This window comes from Paenibacillus sp. JNUCC32 (genome assembly GCF_014863545.1).
In the GTDB taxonomy this organism is placed as follows: Bacteria; Bacillota; Bacilli; order Paenibacillales; family Paenibacillaceae; genus Paenibacillus_AQ; species Paenibacillus_AQ lautus_A.
Genome location: NZ_CP062260.1, coordinates 2,332,831 through 2,349,123, shown reverse-complemented (window position 1 = coordinate 2,349,123; position 16,293 = coordinate 2,332,831). Strand labels below are relative to the sequence as shown.

Genomic DNA, 16,293 nt, shown 5'->3' with positions numbered 1-16,293 from the left:
CCAAAAACAAAAGGCGAACCACTTTTAGGGTTCGCCTTTTTACTAGGTGTAAATATATTATTCTGCTGGATATTAAGAACGAAGTGAAATGGGGATCTCCTTCACGCCGCGCACGATCATACCCGGCCTCCATTCCAGCTCGTCGATTTTGCCCTGAAGCTCGAAATCGGGAAAGCGGCGAAGGAGCGTGTTAATCGCGATTTCACCTTCCAGCCTGGCGAGCGGTGCTCCGAGGCAGAGGTGTATTCCCTTGCCGAAGGCTAAGTGGTGGCTCTTCTCACGGGTGATATCGAACAGATCGGGATCCTCGAATTGTGTGGAATCGCGATTAGCGGAATTTAGGGCGATGACAACCAAGTCGCCTTTTTTCATATGGACACCGTGAAATTCCAAGTCCTCCGCGGCCCATCGTGAAGTGCTGAATTCAACGGGACCGTTGTAGCGAAGCATTTCCTCAATGGCGCCATGAATCCGTTCCGGCTGTTCCTGCAGAAGCTTCCGCTGCTCCGGATGCTCCAATAATGCAAGCACGCCATTGCCGATCAGGTTCACCGTCGTTTCATGACCGGCTATGATCATCAGGGTAACGACGCCGTATAACTCCTGTTCGGATAAGCGGTCACCTTGGTTCTCGGCAATGACCAGCTGACTGATCATATCGTCGCCGGGCTGTTCGCGAACCTTGGCGAACCAGTCCCTCAAATAAGCGATGAATTCGTTCATATGCTGGACGACCTGCTCGTTCATTTCCTGATTGGAAGCGCCGATGATGGAATTGGACCATACCCGGAACTTGTCCTGATCCTCGGCGGGTACGCCGAGAATCTCGCTGATTACTATAATGGGAAGCTTAAAGGCATATTCGTCAATAAGATTCATGGTGTCTTGGGAGGAGACGGCATCCAACAGGTTATCCGCGATCTCTTGAATATGGCTGCGCATATCCGCGATTCTCTGCGGCGTGAAACCCTTCTGGACCAATCCGCGAAGCCGTTTGTGATCCGGCGGATCGGAGAACAGCATATTCGTGCTGAACACGCTGGTCTGTTCCGCGCCCATTGCCTTCGCGACGTCCTTGCTGAACCGGCCATCCTTGAGCGCTTCGACGGCTTCAGCGTAACTGCTGATCAGCCACCCATGACGACCATCCGGAAATTGCAGCTTCATAATGGGATCGCTTTGCCTCAATTTCTCGTACACAGGATAAGGATTTTGCGTGAAATCATCTGTAAATAGAGTTGTTTTCGGAGATTCGTTCGCATTGACTTTCATAAGCAATAGTCTCCTCTCGATACATAGATTCTTATCCATTATATGATATGGAGACGAGGATAACCAAATTCACATGGTCTTGAGACCGACTTCGACAATATTTATCTATATTAATATATAAGAATACAGCTTTTAACTATGACCGATTTCATCATTCAACATAAGATATAGGATCTAGAATGTAAAGGAGTGATAGATTTGCCTACATTTGATAACGTATTGGTTACCGGAAACCAAACCATTCAACAAGATCTGCAGGTCAATGGCAATCAAACCATAGGTCAGAGTTTGCAAGTCAACCAGAATCAAACAATTGCAGGAAGTTTACAAGTAAATTCAAGTGAAACCATCCTGAATCATTTAGCTGTTGGCGGCAGTGCAAGCGTTGGACAAAATGCTAATGTTACAGGTGTAGTAACGGCAGGGCAAAGGTTGGTAGCCAGTAATATGCCTTCCGTACCGGCCGGAGGATCAGTTGCTCAGCAGGTTAGGTTCTATGCTACCAGTATTTTAGGTCAGCCGGGTCTCGTGTTAAAAGGGACCGATGGGTTTGATTATGTTATATTCATAGACAATTCGGGAGGAAGTGTGAATATCGGCATTCAGAGATTATAAGACATTTATTGAAACGTGATATTGAGCGGGAGACTTCATCTCCCGTTTTTTTGTATATCCGTCATTATATTCGGCTCTGTATAGAAGCCTGTAGTCTTCAATGCAGTTCGAACAGCTTCAAGATATTGATATTGATAATGCTTATCCGGTTCCAGGTACGTTCCTTCAGCCCATTCGTTCCATGCGTTTACGAATAAAAACTCGCTATTATACAAAGAAACGGCACGTTCGATTTGCCTTGTCAAATACCAACCGAATTTTTGGGGATTGGCTCCTAAGCAGCTTAATCCTCTTAATCCTAAACGAGGTGTATTGTCCCAATTCACATAAGCGCCCGGAAAGATTTTGCTCCGATCCCTGTGATGCGATCGATTTAATACATACTGCCATACAAAATCATAATCGAACACATAATGTTTCTCGTTGCCTATGTTCATATATGACCACAAACGATTTAATCCGCTATGCGCAAAGGTATAGTGCGGTTCAAATTCTAAATTAGCATCAAAGTAATCTTGTTTGGCCAAGGGGAATCCACCTAACGTCCGCACGAAATAGATGCCTTCGAGGCCATTTTTAACAGCTAGAATATTCCAATGTTTCATCATATCTTCACAGCATGATATTTTATCGGGACGGTATATGATGAAGATCGGCTTATTCTCTATCCGTATATATCGCTCATCACGGAAGGCATCTAATAGTGCGTAGAAGTGTAGTTCCCAATCTTCTTGTTCGCCATATTCTTGCGGCATGAGAACATCATGCTCTCCGCCGTCCCATTTTCGTGTCCAAGGTTCATTCGCCCACGACAAGCAAAACGGAATTCGAGGTTCCCCGCTGCTCAACACCTGTTTGAAAGGCGTTTCCAGTAGTTGTTTCCCCTTGAACCAATAATGATAATAGCAAAAACCGTATATGCCATAATATTGCGCTAGTTCCGCTTGCCATCTTCGGGTAGCAGGATCCGTTAAATCATAATAGTAATCTTCATATGGCTCTCTAGGCTGTAGGTGTCCCGGATAAATCGAATTGGCTTTTCTCGTGTTCGTCCATTCCGTAAATCCTTCTCCCCACCATTGGTCGTTCTCCGGAATCTGATGAAATTGCGGCAACAAGAAAGCAATGAGTTTCAACCGATCATACCTCCTAAAACAAGCTTATCATGTCAAGTTGTGCGAATTCATTGTTAATTGTGCACTACGACATGAAGAAGTTTTGACACGAGTTGAAGACAGGAATACTCGTATTTGCTTCCCCATAGAGAATTGGTGGCTACTTGTCTTTTTTGATCTACATGAACCATGTAATGGTTGAGTTTTTCTTGAAGTTCGTCGGGTGTATGGAAGGCAATTAGATTCTCGCCGGGACGCATAAATCCATATATATGCGGATGATCCTTTATTAATTGAAAAGCGCCGCAGGCAGAAGCATCGAACGCAGGGCGGCTCGAAGAACTCCAATTGATGATGATATCAGCACCATTATAAAAATATGATAATTCTGCATCTGGAGGAATGGGGGTAACCATGGCTTCATTTTCCCATCCTTTTCCTGAAATACGAACCTTCTTATTATTCAGCAAGAGCTGTATCCCTTGAAAATACTCTTGGTCGGCCGCGCCTGCATCGCCAATAATAAGGACGTCCGATTGATATTCGTCTGGGACAGACTTAGGAAAATAAATGGTTGGGTCTGCTGCAAAGGGCAGATGAACGACCTGCTTACACCCTGAGCCATACCAGTAGAACGGGATATGGGACGTATTTTGGGTAAAGACATAATCGAATGCGCTAACGACTGGTTTGAGCGAATCGGAAGCTCCCGGTTCATCCGATAACCAGATTGCCGTTTTTAAAGGAATTGTATTAATTATGTTTAAATCTTCAGGCGGTACATCATGACCAATAAACAACAATAAATCAGGGTTATATTGAGACAGGAGGTTAGTAAAGCCTGGATAAGCTTTGATTGAAACAACCTCTTTGACTAAGCGATGGAATTGATCCGATATGAATTGTTCCGTTCGCCAAAACGACTCTCCTTGCAATGAAGACACAATTAAAACGCTAATTTTTTTTGTTTCAACAACAGAATGATTCGATTTCTGATTAACGACAATCGGATCAGCCGATTTCCGACCGATCTGGGCTTTGGGATTCAATGAATGTTGTATATTTGACATCATTTGGATGATGGCTTTACGAATATATCGTTGAGTTTTTCGATGAAGCCGCAATCTACGAGATGGAATACGCTTCAGTTTTCTCCGGTAATTGTTAAATCCTTTCCGCATTCTTTTCCTCCTGTGCCATACATGATCTGGTTATTTTATGTCTGAGCATGACGTTTGCTATAGTGCAGATGTACTGCACATGACGTAAAAAGGCGGTTATCCATATAAATCCCAGCGTTCGGATATAGGATATGACGAAGCTAGGAAGTACGGGGTGAAACCGAATGGTCGAAATCTGATCTGCATAGGCGGGTCTTTTTGCGTTTACGGACGCTTACTAGGGGGGAAATCAGTGCCTTTTGGTCTACTGACTACGCGCATCAATCTTTGATATATTGGATCATATCTGAAGGGAAGAAAGGGGGAAAATGCCGGTGAAATCCGTTTCGGGAGAGAAGGCAGGGCTGTTGTTTCGATTTTTTATACCGTATGCCGTCATTCTGGTAGGCTCCCTATTGGTTGGATGGTTTGCTTATGGGAAAACCTCGGAGCTGATTGAAAACGAGACGGTAAAGAGCACCTCTGCGGCACTGCAGCAAATTCAGGAAGCGCTGGATCAGCGATTTGCCGAAATCGAGAACATCGCACGGCAGATGTCGAGCGAATCCAAGATCCAATCTTTTCAATTCGAGAAAGAACCATTTGCCGGCACAGGCCCATACCGTTTGTGGGATTTGGAAAAGAGCTTGTTTAACTACAAACTGTTTAATCATTTCATTGTGGATTATTACATCGCGTACAAGAACAGCAGCATGGTCATCTCTCCCCGCAAAGTGTATACGTCAGACCAGTATTATCGTTTGCTGCTGCGTTATGAAGGCCAATCGTTAAGCGAATGGAGGCAAGCATTGTTCGGGCAGTATCATTATAAAACGTATACGCCGGGACATTCGGTTGTTTATGAAGGCAAACCATACTCCGTCGTGAGTTATATGCAATCCTTCGGGAACAAAAGCAGCAGCGGGGTTGTTACGGTCCTGATTAACAATAGGCAGATCCAGGACATGCTCCGCAAAGTCGATCCGGAACAAGAGGGCTTTGCCTATATAGCGGATGCTAACGGAAACTTGATCAGCTCCATCGGATTGAAAGAACAGGATTTCATGAAAGCGCTTCCCATAAAAAGTGGCGATACCCATATCCGATGGGATGAACAGGAGATGCTTGTGACTCAATCCACATCCGAATACAACGGCTGGAGCTATGTATCCGCCCAGCCTAAATCCGTGGTGCTCCAAAAGGTATATTATATCAAGCAGTTGACGTTAACCATCTTCATTACAGCTCTGCTGCTGGGGTTAGGCGTAGCCGGTTATTTGGCATATCGAAGCAGCAGGCCGCTCCTCAAAATCCTTCAGCTGCTGCCTTCAACGCGATCGGAAGCAGCTCAAACTGCTTCGCGTAACGCCGTTGATTATATCGGCCATTCCGTATCCGAGCTGGTTGAAAGCCATGATTCGCTGAAGGAGCGGTTGGAAGAGCAGATTCCGATGCTGCGAAACGTTCTGGTTGATCGTCTTCTGAAAGGGAGCTTCACGTCGATGCAGGAGCTGGAGGCTGCCATGGAACACGCGCAGGTTCAGCTCAGGGGATCTCACCATGCGGTGGCGCTTCTTCATATTCGAGGATACCACGAGCCATTCATGGAAGAAATGCTGATGGAGCTCGATATTGTCAAAATCAACATCCGCGACCGGATTCAATCATTATGCGGAGAAGGGGCGCTGCTGCATGACTTTGGAGAAAATCAATTGGTTCTGGTCTTGTCTGGAACGGCAGCGGACAAAGAGGAATTCACGATGCAAATGCGTGCACATCTACAGTCGATCCATGAGCATTTGATTGGAATTTCCGGCACGGGCCTGTACATGGCTGTAGGCGAGTTCCGGTCCAATATTGCCGAGCTGTATCGTTCCTACGGGGAGGCCAAGTTTGTCCTGCATCATGCGGGATGGAGCGAGAAGTCTCCTATTTTCTATCATGCCGAGATGGTAATGCCGGCCTTTTCCTATTATTACCCGGCAGACGAAGAGATGCGGTTAATCCAGCTCGTGAAAGCCGGCAATCTGGATGAGACAAAGCAGCTTTTTCGGCAGATCAAAGAGAAGAACAGGTCGGATCGGCAAATGCCGATGGCCGTCGAGAAGCTCCTTGTCCAGGAGCTTAGCGGTACCCTGATGAAGTGCAACGAACAGACAGGGAATGATGGAAGCCACCGAACGGAGGAAACGGATGCCGTCATCCGAGCGTTAAATCCCGAGTTATCCCCTGCTGAAGGCATGAATATTCTTTATGCCGCTTTCGTTCGCCTCTGTCAGAAGAACGAGGAGAGGAAGAAGAGCCATAATGCTCATTTAACGAACCGGCTGCTGAGCTATATCGAGAAGCACTATGGGGAGAGCGATCTGAGTTTATCCGCGCTCGCCCGGGAAACCCACACTTCCGAAGCTTATGTATCGTACTTCTTCAAGGAGCAGACGGGCTTGAATTTCTCGGAGTATCTTGAGAAGCTCCGCATGGATGAGGCTAAGCGGGAGTTGGCGACTAGCGACAAGCCGGTCAGCGACATCGCTGCAGCTTGCGGCTATTTGTCACTCAACACCTTCAGCCGGGCGTTTAAACGCGTAAACGGGATAAGCGCCACCGAGTACAGACGCCTTCACCGGGCCGGAGATTATGCTTAATCTAAAGAGATGCGTACTGCCGGATTGATGAATAACAGCCCATTCTAAAATTCTGAATAGTCGACAGGAACATGAAGATTTACGCGGAACAAGCCGGCTGTATATACTCCAATCACGGACCGGATCGGGACGAATCCCATTGAAGATTGGAGTGGTAACTGCTGAGTGGCTGGAAGAGTATCATCCGCAGCTGGCAATTGTACGCGCTTTTTTTGCTCCCGTTATTGTACATCATCATATTCAAGTATGTGCCGATGTACGGCGCGCAGATTGCGTTTAAAGAGTTCAACGTCACAAAAGGAATCAGTGGCAGTCCATGGGTCGGATTTGCCCAGTTCGAACGTTTCTTCCAATCGCATGAATTTTGGCGTTTGCTTAAGAATACGTTCTCCATTAGCTTGTACACGCTGATAGCCAGTTTTCCGTTTCCCATTCTGCTCGCGCTCGGTTTGAATTATGTAAGAAACCGGCGTTTCAAGAACACCGTCCAGATGGTTACATACGCGCCTTATTTCATCTCTCTGGTCGTATTGGTGGGCTTGATGCTGCAGTTTATGGACCCGAGAACGGGGCTCATCAACACGATGCTCGGCTGGTTCGGCGCAGGTCCCTATCATTTCATGGCCGAGGCCTCCTGGTTTCAGTCGATCTACGTGTGGTCCCATATTTGGCAGAACGTCGGGTTTTCCTGCATCATCTTTTTGGCAACGCTTTCAGGCATTGATCCGGCACTCCATGAAGCAGCCGTCATCGACGGCGCTTCGAAGATGCAGCGGATGCGCCATATTGACCTGCCGGGCATTATGCCCATCGCCATCATTCTGCTCATTCTGAATACGGGTCAAATGCTGGAGACCGGCTTCGAGAAAATCCTGTTAATGCAGAATGCGCTGAATTTGCGATCTTCCGAGGTCATCGACACGTATGTGTACAAGGTTGGACTGGTATCCCAAGCGATGAATTTCTCTTATGCCACGGCGATTGGCTTGTTTAAAGCGATCATCGGCTTCGTGCTGCTGCTGATCGTGAATCAGACGGCCAAAAAGCTGAAGCAGGAAAGTCTTTGGTAAGGAAAGGAGGATATGTAATGCAATCACCTGCCATGAAGGAATCCGGCTCGGACCGCGTTTTTACGGTGGTGAACTACGTCATTTTATCCGTTTTCTTAATCGTTGTGTTATATCCGTTGATTTATGTAGTCAGTGCTTCGTTCAGTTCCAGCAGCGCGGTTTTATCGGGAAAGGTATGGCTGTGGCCCGTCGAACCGACGCTCGAGGGGTACCGTGCGGTGTTCAAAAACACGATGGTTGCAAAAGGCTTCATGAACACGCTGTTCTATACGCTGGCAGGCACCTCGATTAATCTCATTCTGTCCGTTATGGCGGCTTACCCGCTATCACGCAAAGATTTTCGGGGGCGCGGCCTGTTCATGCTGCTGTTCGTGTTCACGATGCTGTTTAATGGGGGACTGATACCGACCTATCTGCTGGTGAAGGATCTCGGCATGATTGACACGGTATGGTCGATGCTCATTCCCGGCGCGCTGTCGGTGTGGAACGTCATCATCATGCGGACCTACTTCCAGACGACAATCCCTACAGAATTGCTGGAGGCATCACAGCTGGACGGATGTACGGATTTCCGGTTCCTATGGCGCATCGTGCTGCCGCTTTCGGGTCCCATCCTGGCCGTCATCGCTTTATTCTATGCCGTCGGCCACTGGAACCAATATTTCAACGCCATGATCTATTTAAAAAGCGCGGATTTGTACCCGCTGCAGCTGGTGCTCCGCGATATTCTGGTGCAGAACGAGGTCAATATCGAAATGCTCGGAGACGCCAAAACCGCGGCGGCCCGGCAAGGGCTGCGGGAGCTGCTGAAATATTCGCTGATCGTGGTGACATCGGTTCCACTGCTGATCGTTTATCCGTTCCTGCAGAAGTTTTTTGTCAAAGGGGTCATGATCGGTTCGTTAAAAGGATAATACATCCATTATTTCAGGAGGGCGGGACGTTATGAGAAAAAGAACGCGGGTTATCATGGGTGCTATCACCGCATTCAGTATCCTTCTTGCAGGCTGTACAGGGTCTCAGGGCCCGAAAGGCGCGGATGAAGCACAAAATAAGGGTACCGAGGCAATCGCATTATCCGAACCGGGAACCTATCCGCTGGTTCAAGAGAAAACCACTTTGAAGGTGATGGTGCGGGGAAATCCGCTGGTCGAGAATTTCGAAACGAACGATTTCACCAAATGGTACGAAGAGAAAACGAATGTGCACATCGAGTGGGAGGTCGTTCCGGAGCAGAGCATGCAGGAGAAGCTGAATCTCGTTCTTGCCAGCGAGGACTATCCCGATGTCATCCTGGGATTGAACATATCGCCGGCGCAGCAGATGATTTACGGCTCGCAGGGCGCCTTTCTCCCGTTGAATGATTTGATCGAGAAGCAGGGGCCGAACACCAAGAAATTGTTCCAGGATAATCCGGAAATCCAATCCACGATTACCGCGCTGGACGGCAATATCTATGCGCTTCCGGAAGTGAATGAATGCTATCACTGCTCCATGAGCCAGAAAATGTGGATTTATGAGCCTTGGCTGAAGAAACTCAATCTGAAGATGCCGGAAACCACCGATGAGCTGTACGAGGTGCTGAAGGCCTTCAAAGAACAGGACCCGAACGGAAACGGAATCCAAGATGAGATTCCGCTGTCGATCTCACCGAAATCCTGGAGCTCCTCCATCGATGCGTTCCTGTTGAATTCTTTCATTTATAATCCGGTTTACGGCTCAAGTTACAAGCATATATTCATAAAAGACGACAAGCTCGACGTCGCCTTCAACAAACCGGAGTGGAGGGAAGGGTTGCGGTATATGAACAAGCTGTATGCCGAGGGACTGCTCGCTCCGGAGTCATTCACGCAGGATGACAATCAGCTGATCCAGATCGGGGAGAATCCCGATACGGTCATTCTGGGTGCTTCAACCGGCGGCCACCAGGGTATATTTACCCAACTCCTCGGCGAAAGCGGCAGATGGTTGGAATATAAGACGGTGCCGCCGCTCAAAGGACCGAACGGCGTTCGCTATGCGGCTCTCGATTCCACCGGATTGAACCCGGGTGCATTCGTCATCACGAAAAAGGCCAAGCATCCTGAGCTTGCCCTGCGCTGGGCAGATGGCCTGTACGAACGGGAGCATACGCTGCGCAGCGTCTATGGCCGTCCGGACCAGGAATGGAGGGAAGCGAAGGACGGAGAGGTCGGCATCAACGGGGAGCCTGCGGTCTGGTCTGAGCTAAAATCATACGGTACGGTGCAAAATATTGCCTGGATACAAACCGGCCCGAGTTTGCGGACAAATGATTTCCGCCTGAGCGCCGTTGCCAAAGGAGACGACGATCTGGAAGTCGTATTGTACAACGAGACGAAAAATAAATACGAACCTTACAAACCAACCGATGTCAGCACCGTTCCGCCGCTGTTTTTGACAAACGAGCAGGCGTCCGAGGTAGCGGATCTGTCCAAAACGATCAACGATTACGTGGATGAAATGATGGCACGCTTCGTGATTGGCGATGCCGATCTGGATAAAGACTGGGACGGCTACGTGAAGCAGCTGGAGGCCATGAATGTAGCCCGCTACCTGGAAATCTATCAGGAAGCTTACGATGGAAGAAGCAAATAAAGGAGGAATCATGCAATGAGGGTTGGTGTGAGCACCTACAGCTTGCTGCCGGCTATCCGTGCAGGCGAGATGACGGTGCTGGATGTGGTGGATTGGATCGCGGAGAACGGCGGACAGCACATGGAGATCGTGCCCTATGGATTTACGCTGGAGGACAATCCCGGACTTGCCGACGCGGTGCGTGAGCGGGCGGCCGAAGCCGGCATCGCATTATCCAATTATTCCATGCCCGCTAATTTCGTCCAGGAGAGCAGGGACGACTTCGATGCGGAGGTCGAACGGATCAAGCGCCACGTGGATACGGTCAACCGTCTGGGAATGAAGCATATGCGGCATGACGTAACGGCGTTCACGCTGCCGCCGGAGAAGATGGGCATCGATTACGTGGAAACCCATTTGGACATGATCGTGGAAGGCTGCCGTCAAATCGCGGATTACGCAGCCCGCTACGGCATCACGACCACAATCGAGAACCATGGCGTGAGCGTGCAGGCAAGCGACCGGGTACAGCGCGTGCTGCAGGCAGTCGACCGTCCGAACTTCAAGACGACCTTGGATATCGGCAACTTTCTATGCGTTGACGAGCAGCCGCTGGTCGGCGTGAAACGCAATTTGCCGCTGGCCTCGCTCGTCCACGTGAAAGACTTCTATTATCGTCCGTTTGATCAGGATCCGGGCGGGGGGAAGTGGTTCAGAACCTCCCATGGCAATTACCTACGAGGCTCCATCTTCGGGCAGGGGGATCTGGATGTGCGGCGAATCCTTCGACTCATTAAAGAATCCGGTTATGACGGGGATATTACGCTGGAATTCGAGGGCATGGAGGAGTGCAGGGAAGGAACCCGATTGGGTTTGGACAATCTGAAGCGGTTATGGGAGGAAGCGTGACAGGAGAAGCGCCAGAATATGTAAACGAAAACCATTAAAATACACAGGCCTGACTTGGAGCAAATCCGGGCAGGCCTGTTTGCGCAAATCGATAACCGAAAACAGCTCTGTACGAACCGATAATCACCTATATCTACTAAAAATGGATTCGGGAAGGGACAAAGACGATGCCAAAGCCCAATTTCAGTGATTGACAATTTATGGGTTGCGTTTAGTATTAAACTGAAGGACCAAAATTCATGGTGAATTTCACCAGCCAAGGGGGATAATATGAACCAAACCACCGTTCCTTATAACGAGATTGAACCTAAGCTGCAGACCGGAGATCTTCTGCTCGCTCATGGTGTAGCCAAGGGAAGTCTTCGAATTGAAGCGCTGGAACATTGTCCGTGGTCACATGTTGCGATGGTCGTACGCGCTCCGAACGATGAAGTGCTGTTATGGGAATCCACGTCGCTCGATAATCTGGAGGATACGTGGTTACATATCAAGAAATCAGGTCCTCAGCTCGTGAAGTTACGCGATCGATTGTCAACCGATGTCAGCAACCATTACGATACGATGTTTGCGATTCGTCATTTGCATGCCGATCGAACACCGGAAATGTACGAGCTGCTGGATCATTTTATCGAGCAGGTGCATGATGCCGTGTTTCCGGATAAAAAACAGATGTATTGGGAGATCATCGAGGGCAAGTTCGGCATCACTACTTCGTTCCGCGACTTCTTCTGCAGCAAACTTGTAGCGGAAACCTATATCCAACTAAAGCTGTTGTCCCCCGCTAAAGCACCCAACAGTTACGAACCCAAAGATTTTACATCCAAGCGACATCTTCGCCTGCTGGGGAATGCCCGGTTAGGCGATGAAATTTATATCGATGTTGCGTCCATTCTCGCATGAGATGGCGTAAACACGCGGCTGCCCTGTTTTTTTTTACCTGATCCTATCTTTAGCCGGCCATTCGGATATTGCAACTGCGAAGTCGTCCTTGAGCGTGCAGAACGGTGAGCTTCAGCTGGAAGGATGGGATTTCGGCACAGACGGCTCCATTGCGTTGAACGGAAAGTGGGCATTTTATTGGAACCAACTGCTGGATCCGGACGATCTGAAACAAGGGAGCTTTCCTGCCGTAAGTGCATACGTCGATATGCCTGAGTATTGGACGAATTATTCGTTGAACGGCAGGAAGCTTCCAGCCGACGGATATGCAACGTATCGTTTGACGATTAGCGGGCTTGATTCTGAAGAGCCGATTGCACTCAAGCTGCGTAACATCTATTCGTCATACGCCCTATGGGTCAACGATACCCTGGCGGCATCGGCCGGTAAACCAGAATCTACGCACGAGGCATCCATTCCGAAGTACGGTCCGTCTGTAGTCGTACCCGTTAAGCCGGACTCGGACGGACGATTGACGCTTCTGGTTCAGGTCGCCAATTTTACGTATCCCAAGGGCGGGATTAATAACGCCTTTGAGCTTGGAGACGCCAAACAGCTGCAGCAGGAGAAGTCGGTAGAGCTTGTAAGAGACAGTCTCGTCATCGGTTCATTGCTGGTGATCGCTGTGTATCATGTCATCTTGTACGTGCTCAGGCGCAACGACGTTACTCCGCTGTATTTCGGATTATTCTGTATGTGCATGGCAGTTCGAACGATGCTGGTGGGTTCGAGATTTATACTGGAAATATTCCCAGCGTTCTCATGGGTTTGGTTTGCAAAAGTATCGTATTTAACGATTTACGTCGGCGAATTATTTTTGATCTCATATATATATCACTTGTTTCCTCAATTTCTATCCCGCAAGGTATGTCGGTTGACGCAGTTTTTCACGATATTCTTGACCTTACTGGTGCTTACAACAGATATCCGGGTGTACGATTATTCCCTGATCCCATTTCAGGTCTATTCCATCGGGCTTGTTCTCTATGCCGTTTATGCATCCATCCGGGTAGCAAGGCAACGACAAGAAGGAGCTATCCTCCTCATACTCGGATTTACCCTGATTTTCCTGACGGCGGTCAATGATACCTTAAACCGTAATGGAGTCTTTACAACGCCAGCGTTGCTGCAGTACGGTGTGCTGGGGTTTGTATTATTGCAGGCATTATTGCTGTCCATGAAATTCTCACGGGCATTTTCCCAAGTGGAGCGTTTGTCGGAGCGTTTGTTGACATTAGATAAACTGAAGGATGAATTTTTGGCGAAAACTTCGCATGAGCTGCGTACTCCGCTCCATGGCATTATCGGTCTGGCCGATGCATTGATTGACGGAAGTTCCGGCAAACTGCCATCGCCTGTCATCGATCTTTTGCGGCTCATGAAGGTCAGCGGCCAGCGGCTTGCCCATTTGGTCAACGATATATTGGATTTCTCAAAGCTCAAGCACCAGGAAATCGGTTTGGTCCTCGTGACGGTTAACTTGCGTCTGGCCGTCGAGCTGACCCTTCAAGTGCTCAACCCATTAGCCGAGAAGAAAGGGCTTCGACTATCCCATCAATTGCCGGACGATATGTACGTGATGGCCGACGAGAATCGGTTGCAGCAAATATTGCATAATTTAATAGGAAATGCGATCGCTTACACGGAAACCGGGACGGTTACCGTCACGGCAAAGAGGCTGCAAGGACAAGTTTCGGTTCAGATAACCGATAGCGGAATCGGCATCGCAGAAGCTGATCTGGACCGTATTTTTGAATCATTCGAGCAAATTAATCCTCTGGATCGATCTCAACAAGGCGGTACGGGGATCGGGCTCTCGATTACTAAGAAGCTAGTCGAACTGCATGGCGGAAGGATTGGAGTAACCTCCGGTGTTGGAGAAGGCTCAACGTTCAGCTTTACGCTCCCCATGGTTGGCGAAGGAAAGCCGAAGAGCCCTCCTCTGCCCGTCGCAGATTACATTCCGGCAGAGTCATTCCCACATTGGGAGATCGTTGAGCCTGAGCGGGAGGCAGCCCACTCCAATAAACTACTGCCTTCGGTGCTCATCGTGGATGACGATCCGATTAACGTCCAGGTACTCTTGCAGTTCCTGGCGGGAAAATATTCACTCAGGTCGACATGCAGCGGACAAGAGGCCCTGGAATGGATCCAGAATGGATACAAACCGGACATTGCGCTTCTCGATGTCATGATGCCGTACGTATCGGGACTCCAATTAGGTGAAGAAATACGCAGGCATTACAATTCTGGCGAATTGCCTGTCATCTTCCTCAGCGCAAAAAGTCAAATGACGGATTTGGTTGCCGGTTTTGAACACGGCGGTAATGATTATCTTGCGAAACCCGTCGACAAGCAGGAGCTGTTGGCACGCCTTGAACTGCATCTCCAACTGGCACGCTGGAATGCAACGCTGGAACGCGAAGTGGAGGCGAGGACCATTGAGCTTGAGCATTCTTTGGAAGAACGGGCCAGAGCATTGTCGGAGATATCCGTGCTCGCCGAGCGGAACCGAATTGCCGGCGATATTCACGATCACGTAGGACATATTCTAACAGCCAGCGTCGTTCAGTTAGAGCTCGGTCTGAAAATGTCTTCGCAGAACGCACCGGAATCGACGGAGAAATTGAAGCATGCGTCCGACCTGCTCCGCAAAGGGCTTCATGAAATGCGGAAATCCGTGCATATGCTTGCCGAGGAAGCGGCTGCTTCAGCAACGTTCCGGGACTCCTTGCTGCAAATCATTAACGACTCCCAGCAATATGCGGAAGTCAGCGTGGAGCATAAGATTGAAGTCTCCGACGGAAGTCTTGAGCCGGAGGCCGAGAAGTTGATCCGCCATGCCTTGCAGGAGGGAATCACGAACGGTATTCGTCACGGCCAATGCACGTTTTTCCGGTTTGAGTTGATCGAGACAGAAGACGCTATCCAGTTTACGCTCGAAAATAACGGACTGCCCTTTACGTCCGAACGGCTTGGATTCGGATTGACCATGATGCGGCAAACGACCCGGCGAAGGGGTGGCACCTTCCAGGTCAGCACGAAGGATGGAGCAGGCTGTGTGTTATTACTCACCATGCCCCGTTCCGCGCTTAAGGAGTGATCAGAAATGTCAAGCATAAGCATACTCATTGCAGAGGATCAAACCATTGTCCGTGAAGGCCTAGAGACCATTATCAATATGGAGCCCGAAATGGAGGTCGTTGCTACGACGGACAATGGGCAGACCGCTTGCGAGCTGGTGGAGCAGCTGCGTCCTCAGCTTGTGTTAATGGACATCGAAATGCCGGTAATGAACGGAATTGCGGCAACGCACCAGATTAAGCAGTCTAATCCGGATACGATCGTGCTGATCCTCACGACGTTCACCGAAGAGGATTTCATTATAGAGGCACTGGCCAAAGGAGCATCCGGATATTTGCTTAAAGACTTTACGTCCCATAAAATCATCGCCTCGATCCGCGAGGCGATTCGTGGCGAGCTGATGCTCCCTTCGAAGGTGGCAGCAAAGTTGGCGGCCCGATTAAGAACGACAGGAGTTCCACAGTTTCCGGTGCAGAACTATAATCTGACCCCCAGGGAATTGCAAATTGCAAAGCTGATGACGGAATATAAGAACAACCGCGAGATCGCCGATATGTTATATATCACGGAAGGTACGGTTCGCAACTACATCAGCGTCATCTATGAGAAAATCGGCATGAATGACCGGACCAAGGTGATTCCGCTGCTCAAGCAGGCACTAAGGGATCCGGATTGACTAAGGGAAGAACACCGCTTTCAATGAGAGCGGTGTTTTTTTGTCATGTGTTTCCATGAGTATAGGGTTTGGCAGTCTATCGAAACAGTTACTTCTGTCATATAAAAGCCATACACCTGTCATGCATTAGTCATGATTCGGTCATATCCAAACGTTGCTGAACTGGGTCATGCCAGCAACACGATCCCGTTCAGCATTTTATATGAGATGAAC

At 48.9% G+C, this 16,293-nt stretch carries 12 protein-coding genes; 9 read left to right on the top strand and 3 right to left on the bottom strand.

Annotated features, from left to right (window positions below; translation table 11 throughout):
* Positions 1-72 precede the first annotated feature (72 nt).
* Complete coding sequence (locus JNUCC32_RS10500; protein WP_192571957.1) at positions 73-1,272, bottom strand: cytochrome P450 family protein; 1,200 nt, start codon at positions 1,270-1,272, stop codon at positions 73-75.
* Between the two features lie 189 nt (positions 1,273-1,461).
* Between JNUCC32_RS10500 and JNUCC32_RS10495 the strand changes: the two genes are divergently transcribed.
* Entirely contained in the window at positions 1,462-1,887 is a 426-nt protein-coding gene (locus tag JNUCC32_RS10495; RefSeq protein ID WP_228468928.1) for a hypothetical protein, read from the top strand.
* 35 nt (positions 1,888-1,922) lie between these two features.
* Here the strand turns inward: JNUCC32_RS10495 and JNUCC32_RS10490 are convergent, their stop codons facing one another.
* Together JNUCC32_RS10490 and JNUCC32_RS10485 are read right to left on the bottom strand one after the other, a co-directional pair.
* Positions 1,923-3,023 carry a glycosyltransferase WbsX family protein gene (locus JNUCC32_RS10490; protein WP_192571956.1) on the bottom strand — a complete coding sequence of 367 codons (1,101 nt, stop codon included), beginning with the start codon at positions 3,021-3,023 and terminating at the stop codon, positions 1,923-1,925.
* A gap of 53 nt (positions 3,024-3,076) precedes the next feature.
* Positions 3,077-4,183, bottom strand: a complete 1,107-nt coding sequence (locus JNUCC32_RS10485) for a glycosyltransferase family protein (protein ID WP_192571955.1) — start codon at positions 4,181-4,183, stop codon at positions 3,077-3,079.
* Between the two features lie 308 nt (positions 4,184-4,491).
* On the opposite strand from JNUCC32_RS10485, the gene JNUCC32_RS10480 reads away from it, so the two are divergent.
* The 8 genes from JNUCC32_RS10480 to JNUCC32_RS10445 all read left to right on the top strand — a co-directional run bounded on the left by JNUCC32_RS10480 (position 4,492) and on the right by JNUCC32_RS10445 (position 16,080).
* Positions 4,492-6,807: a helix-turn-helix domain-containing protein gene (locus JNUCC32_RS10480; protein ID WP_192571954.1), complete on the top strand. Its 2,316-nt coding sequence runs from the start codon at positions 4,492-4,494 to the stop codon at positions 6,805-6,807.
* Between the two features lie 197 nt (positions 6,808-7,004).
* On the top strand, positions 7,005-7,877 hold the full coding sequence (locus tag JNUCC32_RS10475; RefSeq protein ID WP_192571953.1) for an ABC transporter permease: 873 nt from the start codon (positions 7,005-7,007) through the stop codon (positions 7,875-7,877).
* Positions 7,878-7,894: 17 nt separating this feature from the next.
* A complete protein-coding gene (locus JNUCC32_RS10470) occupies positions 7,895-8,791 on the top strand; it encodes a carbohydrate ABC transporter permease (RefSeq protein ID WP_009590217.1) in 897 nt (298 codons plus the stop codon).
* A 31-nt stretch (positions 8,792-8,822) separates the two neighbouring features.
* Entirely contained in the window at positions 8,823-10,493 is a 1,671-nt protein-coding gene (locus JNUCC32_RS10465) for an ABC transporter substrate-binding protein (RefSeq protein WP_192571952.1), read from the top strand.
* Between the two features lie 15 nt (positions 10,494-10,508).
* Positions 10,509-11,381, top strand: a complete 873-nt coding sequence (locus tag JNUCC32_RS10460; RefSeq protein ID WP_192571951.1) for a sugar phosphate isomerase/epimerase family protein — start codon at positions 10,509-10,511, stop codon at positions 11,379-11,381.
* Positions 11,382-11,651: 270 nt separating this feature from the next.
* Complete coding sequence (locus JNUCC32_RS10455; RefSeq protein WP_192571950.1) at positions 11,652-12,281, top strand: hypothetical protein; 630 nt, start codon at positions 11,652-11,654, stop codon at positions 12,279-12,281.
* Positions 12,282-12,375: 94 nt separating this feature from the next.
* Positions 12,376-15,423 (top strand): ATP-binding protein, encoded by a 3,048-nt coding sequence (locus tag JNUCC32_RS10450; RefSeq protein WP_228468991.1) that lies wholly within the window; start codon positions 12,376-12,378, stop codon positions 15,421-15,423.
* A 6-nt stretch (positions 15,424-15,429) separates the two neighbouring features.
* Positions 15,430-16,080: a response regulator transcription factor gene (locus tag JNUCC32_RS10445; RefSeq protein ID WP_192571948.1), complete on the top strand. Its 651-nt coding sequence runs from the start codon at positions 15,430-15,432 to the stop codon at positions 16,078-16,080.
* Positions 16,081-16,293 lie beyond the last annotated feature (213 nt).